The sequence below is a fragment of the Chryseobacterium sp. CFS2 genome (assembly GCF_036543225.1).
Taxonomy (GTDB): domain Bacteria; phylum Bacteroidota; class Bacteroidia; order Flavobacteriales; family Weeksellaceae; genus Chryseobacterium; species Chryseobacterium culicis_A.
The window spans coordinates 48281-62108 of the sequence record NZ_JAZHQU010000008.1; the positions used below are offsets into that span (position 1 = coordinate 48281).

The window sequence follows — 13828 nt, forward strand, 5'->3', positions numbered from 1 at the left end:
AAAATTGTATTATTTACTATTAATCACTCAAAAAAGGCTATAGATCTTTAAACCCATTCATCTATCTTTTCTTATGCTTCATAATGTTTTGAAGGGAATAAGTTTTTTCATGGTTAGCTATCTGTAAACCACATCAGAGAATGATAATGGAGTCATCATAATGGTAGCAAATATGGCAATAATTACAAGAGCCAGCTGGGTGATATGGTATATTTTTTCTCTTTCGTCATCATTGATTTCAAACGTAAATTTTATCTTATCCGGTCTTCTGATAATCAACCAGATAAAGAGAAGAATAACCAAATTCATGAGGATTGGCATGATAAGAAATATTTTACTTCCATCAATGTCTTTCATATTTCCGTAGCCGTGAATAGGGATGGTGTCCGGGATTGAACTGTATACCGTAAACAAATACACGGAATGGCAGATGATGATAATAAAAGGAATGCAGAACAGCAGTTTTATATATTTGGGGATCATTTCAGTTTCTTTAAAGTTTTCTTAAGGTACTTTTCAACATTTTTTCTGTCAGGAACTGTGGTAATTTCTTTCGTTAAAGCTTTTTCAAATTCAGTTTTTGCCTTTGAATATTCTTTTTTGTTAAAATAATATTTCCCTGACTGATAATACACCTGCCAAAAATCGGGGTTCATAGACTGATAATAAGGAATAAGATCATCTGTCAACAATATATCTTTATTTTCTGCGGCCTCATTGATTTCTTTAGCCAGCATTTTAGATTGTTCATAGTGCGCAAACTCTTCAGAATCGGCAAACGGATCCCTTACAATATTCAATTTTGTTTTTGCCTGCAGACTTTGGGATAATGGTTTGTCGGAAAAGATTTCATTCAGATCATAACATACAAATTCTCCTAACTGGTAAGGATTTGAAGAAACCCAGACCAACTTTTTCTGAGGCGAAAATATAACCGCATGGTGAGCTAAAAGTTGGTTGAGTGCTTTTTCATTACCATAGCCTATGTTTTCATCTTTTAAGCCGGATCTGTTTCTTAAAATGGAAGCCATCTTTTCCGGGGTCATCTTTTTTTCTTCCTGTAAAAGCTCCTGAAGTCTTTCATAACGGTATTCGGAATGGCTTTCTTCAATATGTTTCTGATTTCTTTTGTCCTCTTTATAGGCTTCAGACTGGAAATGATTGGTACAAAGAACCCTGTTGGTATTCTGCACTCTGTATACACCGAAGTTTTTAGGCGAAACTTCAATGATTACCGCATTTTTGTCTGCTGCACTTCCCACAAGAATAGATTCAGAAACGAAAACTTTTCTTTTTTTAGCAATAGCAATCGCTTCATCAATATTTTTAGCATACTGCAGAATTTCTCTTGTAACAAGGGAAATAGGAGTCTTTGCCGTCAAAGGAATTTTTGATTTCCCGGCATTAATCGTGACTGTAATTCCTTCTTTATTCATACCGGAAACCACACCAATCATTCCCGGCCAGCTTACAGACATGTAAGGAATTCCTTCCTCTGGCTGAACAAATTCTACCAGTTTATTTTTTGCAAAGTCGTCCCCCACATAAAAGTCGAAATTTCTTCCGATCAGCAGGTCTCCATCTTCGGTATTTTCGTTCCATACGGCAAGAGATGTACAGCCTACCATTGCAAGATCCTGCATGGCATGACCGATATCATGAGCACCGTGCAGGTAAAGGTTCCTTAAATATTTAGGAGCAATAAAATCATACTGATCAGATGAATATTGTGATAAACCATATAATTCTGCCTGATAATCTTCTCTTACATTGAGATACATTTTTCTGTTGTACCATTTTAAAAAACCTCTTAACAGCCTTTGTCGGAATTTTGAGGGTACAAACCCTTCAACTTTTGCGAAGAAGATACTTTCCTGCTTCTGCATTAAGCTTTGAGTTAATGCTCCGTTATTATATCCCAGCTGTATAGGATTTCCTTTAATATAAAGTTCCCAGAGCTGCTGTTTATTTTTGGTAAGATAATTTTGATTATAGCTCAAAGTACTGTCGTTGATTCTGGTAACCTTCGGAACTTCCAGTGCATATTGTTTTACATCTGGAATATGCCGGATAGATTTTGATATTCCGCAGGCCATGAGGAAAAAACAAAAAGTAAGGTAAAGAAAAGCTCTTTTATGGGATCTATAAATGGTTTTAGTTTTTTTCACTTTAGTTTTTATTAATCATTTGTATCAACCTCATGTCAATCGTTTCTTTTCCAAGAATTTCTGCACAGGTATTAAAAGCTCCGATGGTAACTCCTAAAATTCCATGCATATTCACGGATTGTCCGGTAAGAAACAGGTTGTCGATTTTGGTACGGGGAGAAACCATTGTTTTAAGAGGATTCTCAGAGCTTTTCATGTATCCGTACATATTTCCTTCAAAATTCCCGATATAGTCCCGGTAAGACAAGGGAGAAGATGTATATATTGTTTTAATGGCATGCCTTAGGCCGGGAATTTTCTTTTCCAGAGCATCAAGCATTTTCTCTGTCTTTTCGAGTTTAAACCTTTCATAAGCTGCTCCTCTTTCATGCTCATCTGCTACCGTGTTGAAGGTATTTTCCCATTCTTTAACCTCATCAAAATCCATATAAGAAATAGCGGTAAGGCTTTCTGCAAATTCAGGATGATGTTTTGAAGGGGTGGATGAAAGCATATACGTTTCCGGCCATGCTTCTTTCCTGTAGCGGAATGCATTCCAGACCTGCTCTTCTGATGAATAGTGATATCTGTTGTAATTAAAGTTGGGAAGGCTGTGAGGTTTTAAAACCAGATAAATACTAAAGCATGATGAAACCGGTTTCCAGCTTAAAACTCTGTTCAGAAAAGACTTCTTCAACCTCTCTTCTCCAATCAGTTTAATGGTGGAACGGATTTCTATATTGGAAATAAATTGTTTTGCCGTGTATTCTTTTCCTGTTTTTGTTTTTACAGAGGTCAGTCTGTTATTCTCATTAAAAACAAATTCAGAAACTTCTGAATGCTTATGTACTTCTGCTCCGTACTCTCTAAGCTTTCTGATCAAAAGTTTAGAGATCTGGCTTCCTCCTTTTACACATTTGTAAGCACTTTGAATATACGAATTTACCGTTAAAGCATGTACATAAAAAGGTACGGTTTCAGAATCTCCGGCATATAAAAAGTTGGAACCCAGCAAAACCGACTGAAGTTTTTTGTTCTGGGTAACGGATTCAATGAATCTTTTGGTATTGAGATGCAGGATTTCCTCATTATAACTGTCTTTTCCTACCACATGATATCTGGGAAACTGGCTGCATACATACTGGATTTCTTCACAGTAGGTTTCAAGGTTTTCTTTTTCTTCAGGAAAGTATTTGGAAAGTTGTTCTACGAAATTCTGATATCCTTGAGCATGGGGATATTCTATTTCATCTTCTCCAAAGCTGATCCTGTCGTAGCCATCTTCATCCATCAGCTGAAGCTCAAGATCATCCATGATTTCAAGATAGGAAAAGAACTGGTTCAGATTCTGTCCTTTGCCCAATCCTCCAAGATAATGAACTCCCGTATCAAAAATAAGCTTGTCCCTTGCAAAGGTCTGGAGGTTTCCTCCATATTGGTTATTCTTTTCCAGAACACATACTTTCAGGCCTTCTTTCGCCAAAATAAGAGCTGAAACAAGACCTCCCAATCCGCTTCCGATTACAAGTATGTCGTATGCTTTCTTCAAAAGAAAATGTGCTTTTAATAATTAAGAAACAGGGAATTTAAGATATTTAAAGATTACTTTGGTAAAGTAAGCAAAGAAATTTATATCAGGCAATATGATCTGACCATCTTAAACCTCGGTGAATCTTAATGGTTTTTAGTTTTTTATTCGTTTTTATTTGATAAAAATAGAAAAATTAATCAATATCATCCCAAAAATCAAAATAATTAAACCATTGAAGCGGATATTTTTTCACCATGGTTTCAAGATTTTGAACATAAGAATTTAAAAGGCCTTGTGAATCCCGGTTTTTGATATTCTGGGCTACTCTTGCATACAGATGGTAATGAAGATTGTTTTCTTTCATTACATAAACATATACTACGGGAACACCCAGCCTTGAGGCAATCAAAAAAGGGCCGGCCGGAAATTTTGCACTTTTCCCGAGCAGTTCTGCTTCCAGATATTTGGAGCCTTCAAAATAGCGGTCTCCGGTAAAACAGATCAGCTCATTATCTGACAAAGCTTTGTTAATTTCAAAGATATGCGACATATCTTCTTTTACGTAGATAAACTTGATATTACTTTTTTTTACGGCAACGCTTTCCAGATATTCCTTAATTACGGTAACTTCCTGATCTGTAGTCACCAGATTGATCTGGCAATCGAAGTCGATATCTGCAAAAAAGTGCTCTGCAATTTCAAAATTACCGATATGAGCGCTGATCAGTACGCCTCCTTTTTTAGCGGCTAAAAGATTTCTGAGGTTTTCAATACCGTCAAATTCATAGGTGTATTTTTCTCTAAGTCCGGCAGAAATAGCTGTTTTATCGATCAGAACTTTTCCGAAGGTAAAGTAGCTTTTAAATATGGAGGCTTTGGATTTCCAGTATCCATAGTTCAGTCTTTTCTGAAAATAATACAGAATATATTGGTTGCTTTTCTTCTGAAACAGCGAGTAATACGCTGCTACAAAATACAATACCCCATATGAACTTTTGATTCCGATATTTCTAATACACCAGACGAATATTCTGTATCCGAGTACTGTTCCTTTAGATTTACCTTTCCACTTGTTCATATCTACAGTTTAATATAACAGAGAACCAATGTAATATTACCATTTTAGAAGTGTCCGCTAGCGAATCACTGTGGTAGTATTACATTGGCTCATTTTATAGAATAAAGATTTACTCAATAACTAAGCGTTTTTTTCAGCAATCTTGTTTTCAATCGTTGTATAGAAATCATCAAATGTTACCATTTTTTTGAAATCTGCTTCTCCTAATTTCACGCCGAAATTAGATTCGATCACGACTACCATGTCGATATAATCCAGGCTGTCTAAGCCCAGTGTATTTTTAAGGTTGGCATCATTACTGATTTCGTCTCCGTCTACCTCGAATTCGTTGACAAGAAAATCATTAACGATAGCAACAATTTTTTCCCTTTCCATGTTTTTAATCAAATTTTTTAACTATTAGTGCAGAATTGGTTCCCCCAAACCCAAAAGAATTCGACAAAAATACATCAATTTTTTGATTTTTTGTTTTTGCCACTAAATTTATCTTTTGTGCTTCATTATCAAGGTTTTCCAGGTTGATATTGGGAGCAACAAAATCGTTCTGCATCATCAGAATTGAGTAGATAACTTCACTTGCGCCTGCCATCCAGCACTCATGCCCAGTCATAGATTTGGTAGAACTTACCGGAACTTCACTACCGAAGATCTCATAGATGGCTTTTGCCTCATTGGCATCACCAATAGGGGTAGAAGTTGCATGAGCATTGATATAATCAATATCTGAAGCTTTTAATCCTGATTGTTTTAATGCCCTGTCCATTGCCAAAGCTGGTCCATCCACGTTGGGTGTTGAAATATGACCTCCGTTCGAAGAGAAACCATAGCCGATAATTTCTGCAATAATCGGAGCACCTCTTCTTTGAGCAGATTCAAGACTTTCCACAATAAGGCTGGCAGCACCGCCGCTAGGAATTAATCCGTCTCTTTCTGCATCGAAGGGTCTGGAAGCTTTTGTGGGTTCATCTTCTCTGGCGGAGAATACTCCCAATCCATCAAAGCTTGCCATAGAATATTTATTGGTTTCCTGAGCTCCTCCACAGATAATCATATCCTGAAAACCATTCTTGATCATCATATAAGCCAGTCCCAAAGAATGGGAACCGCTTGCACATGCTGCACTGATGGTAAGATTGATTCCTTTCAGTTTAAAGATGGTGGAAAGGTTCATGGTTACTGTAGAGTTCATTGATTTGAAGATCGCTCCTGAACCCATCAATGTTGTATCCTTTTTTTCTCTGGCAATATCAATAGATTCTACAACAGCCTGAGAAACGCTGTCATTTCCGTATAAGATTCCTACTTCATGAGAATCCAGAAATTCTTCATCCAGATTTGCCTGTTTCAATGCATCCATGGTCGCCAGATAAGCATATTCGCTTTCTTCACCCATACTGACACGCTGGCGTCTGTTTAAAAGGTTTTTCAGATCAGGTTTTGGAACAACTCCTGTAAGACCAGACCTGAAACCAAATTCTTTTCTATCCGGATCTAAAACAATACCGGATTTTCCTTGATATAGGGATTCCCTGACCTCTTCTAAAGATGTCCCGATGCAGGAATAAATTCCCATTCCGGTAATTACAACCCTATTTTCCATGTTATGAATAAATTCCTCCGTTAATATTAATCACTTCTCCTGTAATGTAAGAAGATTTTTTAGATGCTAAGAATGCTACAAGATCTGCCACTTCTTCTGCTTCACCGAATCTGTTGGCTGGAATCATTGCTTTCAGTTCATCTTCATTAAATTCCTGAGTCATATCGGTTCTGATAAAACCAGGAGCTACTGCATTTACGGTAACATTTCTTTTGGCAACTTCCTGAGCAAGAGCTTTTGTAGCGCCTACCAATGCCCCTTTTGCTGCAGAATAATTCGTTTGACCAGCAGTTCCTTTTACTCCGGATACAGAAACCATATTGATGATTCTTCCGTATTTGTTACGAAGCAGTTTTTGGATAAAGAAATTGGTCACATTGAAAAATCCGTCAAGACTTGTATTGATCACATTATTCCAGTCTTCTTTCTGCATCCACATAAAAAGACCATCTCTTGTGATTCCGGCATTATTGACGATCACTTCTACCACGGCGTCAGGATTTTTCTCCTGCCATTCCGTTAAAACAGCCTGTGTTTCTTCAGTATTTCCTACATCAAATTTAAGAATTTCTCCTGTAGACCCAAGTTCTTGTACTTTAGCCAGAGTTTCTTTTGCTGCCGTTTCGTTTGAAGCGTAGTTGATTAAGATATGATAGTTTTTCTCTTCAGCCAGTTTTATACAGATTGCTCTCCCGATTCCTCTGGAGCCTCCTGTTACAATTGCACATTTCATGCGTTAGTGTTTATATCGTTTTTAGTTTTTTTAAGTTGATGCATCTTTCTTTAAAAGACAATTCACCACCGTTAATAGTTACATTCCTTTCAGATACTTCTTTACTTCCTCCAGATACGGATACATAACCATATCATCTGAGAAAGCAGGAATTATTTTTCTGATTTCATCATACAGCTCTTTTGTAGATGATGAAACTTTATCCTGGAATCCAAGATATTCAACAGCCTGAATAATCGTAATGGCTTCAATGGCCAATACTTCGAAAGCATTTTCAATCACTTTTCTGCAGATCACCGCAGCATTGGTTCCCATACTAACGATATCCTGATTATCATTATTATTTGGAATACTGTGAACATACATTGAATTCGACAACATTTGGCTTTCTGCCGTAGTAGAAGTTGCCGTAAACTGTACGCCCTGCATCCCGAAATTGAAACCTAATTTACCTAAATTTACAAAAGGAGGCAAAATTTCATTGATTTTGGCATTCAGAAGGTAGTTCAGCTGTCTTTCGGCAAGCATCGTCAGTTTGGTAACTACAATTTTAAGTTTGTCCATTTCCAGAGAGATATAATCTCCGTGGAAGTTTCCTCCATGATAAACATGCTGGTCTTCAACATTGATAATGGGATTATCATTGGCTGAATTGATCTCATTTTCAAGAACTTTCTCTGTATATTCCAACGTATCCAATACCGGACCTAAAATCTGAGGCACACATCTTAAGGAATAATATTCCTGAACTTTTTCCTTGAATACTTTTTCCTGTTCTTCGAAGTGAGTGTAAAGATGATCTTCTCTTTTTCTGATCAGCTTACTATCCGCCAGGTGAGCACGCATTCTTTCTGCCACTTTCTGCTGGCCGTAGTGTTTTTTCGTCCCGTTCAGCGCTTCGGATAAATGATCGTCATAAGCCTGTACAATTTCGTTAATCGCACAAGAAAGTCTAAGGGAAATATCTGTAAGCTGATTCGCTTTATAAGCATTTACAATACCTATTCCTGACATTACAGAAGTTCCATTCATCAAAGCAAGACCTTCACGAATTTCTACCTGTATTGGTTGTAATCCTTCAATTTTGAAAATCTCTTTTGTGGATTTTCTTTCCCCTTTATAAAATACTTCTCCTTCTCCAATCAGTACCAAGGCTAAGTGAGCCAGCTGAACAAGGTCTCCGCTTGCTCCTACTCCTCCATGTTCAAATATCAATGGGGTAATATCTCTGTTGATCAGCTCCTGAAGAAGATAAATAACAGATTGGTGTACTCCTGAATTTCCTAATGATAAGGTATTCAACCTTGCCAGCATACAGGCTTTTACTTCTTCGGCAGGTAAAGGATTTCCAATTCCTGAAGAATGGCTTCTGATAAGGTTATATTGAAGCTGGTGTGTATCTTCATCGCTGATTTTAAACTGAGCCATAGGCCCAAAACCGGTGTTCACACCATATATTACTTTATTTTTTGAAAATTCTTTTAAAAACTGAAAACTTTTATCCACTCTCGATAAAAGTGATTCATCCAGTTCTATTTTTTCATTCTCAATGATAATTTTTTGAAAGTCTTTCAGTTCTAAAAAGTTATTTATTTTCATCAATTAAAAGTAATAGTTGATAATTTTGTAAAATATTAATTATTTGTCACTAATTTTGCGGCAAAGATAAAAGTTATTATTAAAATAAAAAATCAAAGATGAGCAAAGAATTTGTTGACGTTCTTGTAATCGGAGCTGGACCTTCCGGATGCGTGTCTTCTTCGTACTTAAAGAATAATAACGTCAGCGTAAAAGTAGTCGAAAAGACAAAATTCCCCAGACTGGTAGTGGGTGAAAGCTTAATTCCAAGGGTAATGGACCACTTTGATGAGGCCGGACTTTTCCCTGCATTAGACAAAATGGGCTTTGAAAAAAAGTTGGGAGCCCGTTTTCTTCGTGGTGAAGAAGTCTGCATTTTTGATTTTAGCAACAAATTCGGGGAAGGCTGGGATTGGACCTGGCAGGTTCCGAGAGCTGATTTTGATAATACTCTTGCTCAGGAAGTTATTAATAAAGGAATTGATCTTGAATTTGAAACCGAAGTTATTGACATAAAATTTGACGGAACAGATTCTGTAACTACGGTAAAAAATAAGGAGGGAGAAACGAAAGAAATCCATGCTAAGTTTGTTATTGATTCCAGCGGCTACGGAAGAGTACTGCCTCGTCTGCTAGACCTTGAAAAACCTTCAAAACTATCTCCTCACTCTGCCATTTTCTCTCATGTGGATGATATTAACAGAGAACCGGGAGAGGAAGGGACTTTAATTTCTTTTGACATTATTGAAACCGAAGTATGGCTTTGGGTCATTCCTTTTTCTAATGGAAATACCAGTGTAGGAATTGTAGGACCTACTGAATATATTGATCAGTTATCTGAAAACGGAGATCCTGCTGAAGCTTTGAAAAAGGCAATTTCTCTTTCTGATTATTATGTAAAACGTTTTGGAGAGGTAGATTTCCTTTTTGAACCCAGGCATCTTAAAGATTATTCCTGTTCGGTTAAAAGTTTATTCGGAGACGGATTTGCCTTAACGGGAAATGCTTCAGAATTCCTTGACCCAGTTTTTTCTTCAGGAATGGCTTTTGCCACAGAATCCGGAATGCTGGCAGCCAAACTGGCTCTGAGACAATTAAACGGAGAAAAAATTGACTGGCAGACGGAATATTCGGATTATATTTTATACGGAGTGGATGTTTTCACCACCTATGTAAAAGAATGGTATACCGGAAATCTTCAGGAACTCTTCTTCCATCAACCGGAAAATGCGGATGTCAAGAAAAAGATTTGTGCTGTTTTAGCAGGTTATGTGTGGAATAAAGACAATCCTTTTGTGAGAAAGCACGATACAGTTATTAAAAATCTTGCGAACCTGATTAAATTAGAGAAACAGGAGCAGCAAAGTCAACAATAAAAAAAACGGTCTGAAATTTCAGACCGTTTTTTGTTTTATTTTAAAGACTTTTTAATTTCTCTTCCTAAATACCTTCCGGCAGAATCATAGGCTGAGGCTATTCTTCCGTACTCCATTACAAATTCTTTATTTTGTACAAATTTATCAAACTTATTAAGTTCTACTTCAGCTAAAACAACAGAAGGATTATCTGTTTCCACCAGTTTTATTTTACCTGATATTTCAGCAGTCATTGCAGTAATTCCGGCATGCCAGCCCGGAAATATCCAATTTGTTTCCAAGCGCAGGGTATATTTTGCAGCAGCATCTTTTTTAAATGAAATATTTTTATAGGTCTTATTCAAACCCTTTGCAAAATAGTCCACATAATATTCCTTTTTGTATTTTTCCCATTCTTCAATCCATTGTTTCCATGCCTCTTCTCCTCTTTTAGGATTATCCAGAACTTGTTTTTTCCTGTTTTCAAGATATTGAGTTTCTGTAATATTTTCTTTCATAAATAGTACATTCTCAAACTTAACCTCAACGTTTACTTCAGTCTGATCTTTCAAAACACCCAAACTTCCGGCAACTAATTTCATTTTTTCCTGTCCGAAAGCAGTGGTCATTATAGCTACAAAGACCAGCAATAATAGTTTTTTCATAGTGTATTAGCTTTTTACTTTAAGAGCCCAAAGATATTATAAAAGACAATCTCTATCGACTCTTTATTTTTTAATTTTATCTTAAATCAATAAAAGTAATGGGTTTTCTGCTGTTTGGATTAAAAACTGTTTTAGAGAGGATATCAAAATCTATAATTTCAATTTTCGGACTTACTCTTAATTTTGCACGGAAATGGTCTCTTACTTCATTCACAAACCCTTCGTGTTCCGCTTCAGTACTTAATTTGATGATAATTTCATCAAGCCCGATTTCGTTGGCCTGAATAACGATCTGGTAGCATAAGATATTGTTGAAATCATTCAAAATATCATTCATGGCTGGGGGATACAGTGTTGTTCCCTTGTATTTGATCATCTGTTGTTTTCTTCCTACTACGGGTCCTAGCCTCATCGTATTTCTTCCACATTGACAGGGTTCATCATGTGCTTTTACAAGATCTCCGGTTTTAAACCTTAACAAAGGGATTGCTTCCACTCCCAAAGTAGTAATGGTGAGTTCTCCGCTTTCTCCTTCTTTCACAGGATTTCCGTCGTCATCCAGAATTTCTGTAATGATCAGCTCAGGATGGTGATGGCCTCCGATCTGATATTCACATTCTGTAAAGGCAGTACTCATTTCGGTAGAAGCATAGGTGGAAAAGAGTTTGATATCCCACTTTTCTTTGATTTTCTGTGAAAGAATATTATCTGTAAAATCCTGATTTTTGATACTTTCCCCGATACATACCGCACCATAAACACTGGAATTTTTATAATCCAATCCGTGTTTTTCAGCATAGTCAATCATTTTCAACAGAAAAGAAGGAACGGTAATCAAATATTTAGGTTTGTATCTGAAAATAGAATCCCATTGCAGTTCAGGAATTCCGGGTCCCATTCTCACCACACTCGCACCCATTTTTCTTAAGCCCAGAAAATAGGCAAGCCCCGCCATAAACCTTTTGTCTATGGTGGTAATCATCTGAACAACATCTCCTTTCTGAATCCCGGCACAGGCAAAAGATATTGCCTCATTATAAGCAAGCCTTTCAAGATCACTATCGGATAACCCAAATGTAACCGGATCTCCCAATGTTCCGGAAGTAGTACTGTAATCCACAATTTTATCCGGTGTTATGCAGAAAAAATCATGGTTATACTGCTGAAGATCATTCTTTGTAGTGGTAGGAATCTTCTGAAGATCTTCCAAAGTACGAATGTCTGCAATATGGATATTATTTTCTTTGAACAGTTTCTGGTAAAAAGGAGAATGCGCTTCAAGATAAGCCAAAAGCTCATGAAGTTTTTCTTCCTGAAATAGTTTGATTTCCTGAATATCTGCTTTCTCAATTGACGGATGAAATTCCAATGATTTTAATTTTTAAAAGGCAAATTTATTTAATTAAAATTAAAAGATTTAAGTATTAAAAGATTATTTATCTCTGAAAGGTAAAGGTTTGTATGTTTGTATTTCCGGCGGTATTCGATGTGGTTACCTTTAAAGTATGAGAACCTGATCCTTTGGGGCACTTTTCGTCAAATGTGTAAACAAAATTATCTTTTACACGGGCAAAACGAAGCCATTTACCATCCAGTTCTGCACGGAATGAAACAATACCTCCTGTTTTCGTTGTTCCTTTGAGCAATAAAGAACCGCTATTCACCAATGCTCCTTCTGCCCAGCCGGATGAAACGGATGGAGAACTAATGTCTATCAATAATTTCGCTGTACCCAATCTGTTGAATTTCCCTTCTGCCCAGTCACCATTCCATTTTACCTTGACAACGGTTTTATCGCTGCCATAGTCAAGGACAATAACGGCTTTATCTTTTTCTGCATTGGTTAATTTCCTATTAGGCTTTATTTTTAAAGTATATTCATCGTGAACCGGAATATAGGAACTGTGTAAAATAATACTGTTTGAAGCTGTATTGGGATCTGCCTCCGCCTTTTCATAGGCATTGAAATTGACCGCATCATAGACCGCATTTTTACTGAAAGTAATCTCCGAATTTTCAGTGGTAATAGTTTTTCCTTCATTAGGTGTTACCATTTTCCCTGTGGAAGGCACTTTGTCTGAGGTTTTGTTCAACTGAACTTTTGTTGTTAACCGGCTTCTATTTCCTTTGACATCTTTCAGAACAATTTCAATGGTATGCACATTTTCATCCTGAAGTTTGATAATCCCTGTTTGATCAGGAAGGCTGTAATTCTGAAGTTTCATTCCGGGTAAATCAGCAAGGTGCTGAATTCCCATTTTATCTCTGATGAATTTAGGATAATCTATACGGCCATTGATATAACGGGTATCATCATAGTGGATTTTATCAATTTTAAAACTGTAAATCAGCTTGCCATCCATTAGCAATTCAGCCTGATAAATTCCAAGATTAAATCCTTTGTTGGCTTTATCTACGGCTTTCACTCCAAAACTTATTAAAGGCGAGTTTACACGGATTACATCAGCACTATAGCCACTTCCAGTTTTTTTCACTGCAATTGCGTTAGCTCCGGGTTCATAAGTACTGAAACGTCGGTCATACCAATACAATCCACTGATAATTGGTGCTATATTATCAGGGATAGCAAATCCAAAAAGTAACGGATTAAGACACTCTTCTGTTTTGTTATCTCTTATTTCAAAATGCAGATGCGGACCTGCGGATCCTCCGGTATTTCCACTCAAGGCAATTTGCTGCCCTTTCTCCACAGGAAACTGCCCAGGCTGAAACGTTATGTCCTGCTCCCACTTTTCATCTTTATATTGTTTTTCTTTTACATATTCATCGAGCGTGTTGAAGTATTTGTTCAGGTGGGCATACACCGTAGTATATCCATTGGGATGGGTAATGTATATGGCGTTTCCAAATCCATACCGCTCCACTTTGATTCTGCTCACATAACCTTCTGCTGCTGCAAGAACCGGTAAATTCTCCTGGCTGTTTGTTCTCAGATCCAGTCCCATATGAAAATGATTCGTACGGATTGCTCCGAAGTTAGCTGCCAGCTGCATGGGAATATTGAGTGGATTCCGGAAATAATTCTGTGGATAATTATTTTGAGCCTGTACAATGCCTGTGTTGATAAAACAAACAAAAAGCATCAAGTGATAAAAGATTTTCATACAGCATTTGGGTTTA

At 36.9% G+C, this 13828-nt stretch carries 12 protein-coding genes; 1 reads left to right on the plus strand and 11 read right to left on the minus strand.

Features of this window, described 5'->3' with window-relative positions:
• Positions 1-117 precede the first annotated feature (117 nt).
• The 8 genes from ODR02_RS17930 to ODR02_RS17965 form a co-directional block, all read right to left on the minus strand.
• Positions 118-483 (minus strand): hypothetical protein, encoded by a 366-nt coding sequence (locus ODR02_RS17930; RefSeq protein WP_309512953.1) that lies wholly within the window; start codon positions 481-483, stop codon positions 118-120.
• A complete protein-coding gene (locus ODR02_RS17935; protein WP_309512954.1) occupies positions 480-2096 on the minus strand; it encodes a C45 family peptidase in 1617 nt (538 codons plus the stop codon). The genes ODR02_RS17930 and ODR02_RS17935 overlap by 4 nt, the downstream gene beginning before the upstream one ends.
• Before the next feature lie 73 nt (positions 2097-2169).
• On the minus strand, positions 2170-3696 hold the full coding sequence (locus ODR02_RS17940) for a phytoene desaturase family protein (protein ID WP_309512955.1): 1527 nt from the start codon (positions 3694-3696) through the stop codon (positions 2170-2172).
• Between the two features lie 175 nt (positions 3697-3871).
• Complete coding sequence (locus ODR02_RS17945) at positions 3872-4756, minus strand: LpxL/LpxP family acyltransferase (protein WP_209786769.1); 885 nt, start codon at positions 4754-4756, stop codon at positions 3872-3874.
• A gap of 120 nt (positions 4757-4876) precedes the next feature.
• Positions 4877-5131 carry an acyl carrier protein gene (locus ODR02_RS17950; protein WP_047377388.1) on the minus strand — a complete coding sequence of 85 codons (255 nt, stop codon included), beginning with the start codon at positions 5129-5131 and terminating at the stop codon, positions 4877-4879.
• A 4-nt stretch (positions 5132-5135) separates the two neighbouring features.
• Entirely contained in the window at positions 5136-6356 is a 1221-nt protein-coding gene (locus ODR02_RS17955; RefSeq protein ID WP_309512956.1) for a beta-ketoacyl-[acyl-carrier-protein] synthase family protein, read from the minus strand.
• Position 6357: 1 nt separating this feature from the next.
• Positions 6358-7089, minus strand: a complete 732-nt coding sequence (fabG, locus tag ODR02_RS17960; RefSeq protein WP_105684174.1) for a 3-oxoacyl-ACP reductase FabG — start codon at positions 7087-7089, stop codon at positions 6358-6360.
• A 78-nt stretch (positions 7090-7167) separates the two neighbouring features.
• Positions 7168-8688 carry an HAL/PAL/TAL family ammonia-lyase gene (locus tag ODR02_RS17965; RefSeq protein ID WP_209786768.1) on the minus strand — a complete coding sequence of 507 codons (1521 nt, stop codon included), beginning with the start codon at positions 8686-8688 and terminating at the stop codon, positions 7168-7170.
• 98 nt (positions 8689-8786) lie between these two features.
• Here ODR02_RS17965 and ODR02_RS17970 point away from each other — a divergent pair, with 98 nt between their 5' ends.
• Positions 8787-10043 carry an NAD(P)/FAD-dependent oxidoreductase gene (locus ODR02_RS17970; RefSeq protein ID WP_309512957.1) on the plus strand — a complete coding sequence of 419 codons (1257 nt, stop codon included), beginning with the start codon at positions 8787-8789 and terminating at the stop codon, positions 10041-10043.
• 35 nt (positions 10044-10078) lie between these two features.
• Here the strand turns inward: ODR02_RS17970 and ODR02_RS17975 are convergent, their stop codons facing one another.
• From ODR02_RS17975 to ODR02_RS17985, 3 genes are all read right to left on the minus strand, one after another.
• A complete protein-coding gene (locus ODR02_RS17975; RefSeq protein ID WP_309512958.1) occupies positions 10079-10687 on the minus strand; it encodes a hypothetical protein in 609 nt (202 codons plus the stop codon).
• Positions 10688-10763: 76 nt separating this feature from the next.
• A complete protein-coding gene (locus ODR02_RS17980) occupies positions 10764-12056 on the minus strand; it encodes a phenylacetate--CoA ligase family protein (RefSeq protein WP_309512959.1) in 1293 nt (430 codons plus the stop codon).
• A gap of 67 nt (positions 12057-12123) precedes the next feature.
• Positions 12124-13812: a M23 family metallopeptidase gene (locus ODR02_RS17985; protein WP_309512960.1), complete on the minus strand. Its 1689-nt coding sequence runs from the start codon at positions 13810-13812 to the stop codon at positions 12124-12126.
• Positions 13813-13828 lie beyond the last annotated feature (16 nt).

Bases quoted from the DNA above. Each gene is read 5' to 3' on its own strand.
- ODR02_RS17945 (WP_209786769.1), bottom strand. From the start codon at position 4,756: ATGAACAAGTGGAAAGGTAAATCTAAAGGAACAGTACTCGGATACAGA.
- ODR02_RS17930 (WP_309512953.1), bottom strand. From the start codon at position 483: ATGATCCCCAAATATATAAAACTGCTGTTCTGCATTCCTTTTATTATC.
- fabG (WP_105684174.1), bottom strand. From the start codon at position 7,089: ATGAAATGTGCAATTGTAACAGGAGGCTCCAGAGGAATCGGGAGAGCA.
- ODR02_RS17935 (WP_309512954.1), bottom strand. From the start codon at position 2,096: ATGGCCTGCGGAATATCAAAATCTATCCGGCATATTCCAGATGTAAAA.
- ODR02_RS17965 (WP_209786768.1), bottom strand. From the start codon at position 8,688: ATGAAAATAAATAACTTTTTAGAACTGAAAGACTTTCAAAAAATTATC.
- ODR02_RS17975 (WP_309512958.1), bottom strand. From the start codon at position 10,687: ATGAAAAAACTATTATTGCTGGTCTTTGTAGCTATAATGACCACTGCT.
- ODR02_RS17970 (WP_309512957.1), top strand. From the start codon at position 8,787: ATGAGCAAAGAATTTGTTGACGTTCTTGTAATCGGAGCTGGACCTTCC.
- ODR02_RS17955 (WP_309512956.1), bottom strand. From the start codon at position 6,356: ATGGAAAATAGGGTTGTAATTACCGGAATGGGAATTTATTCCTGCATC.
- ODR02_RS17985 (WP_309512960.1), bottom strand. From the start codon at position 13,812: ATGAAAATCTTTTATCACTTGATGCTTTTTGTTTGTTTTATCAACACA.
- ODR02_RS17950 (WP_047377388.1), bottom strand. From the start codon at position 5,131: ATGGAAAGGGAAAAAATTGTTGCTATCGTTAATGATTTTCTTGTCAAC.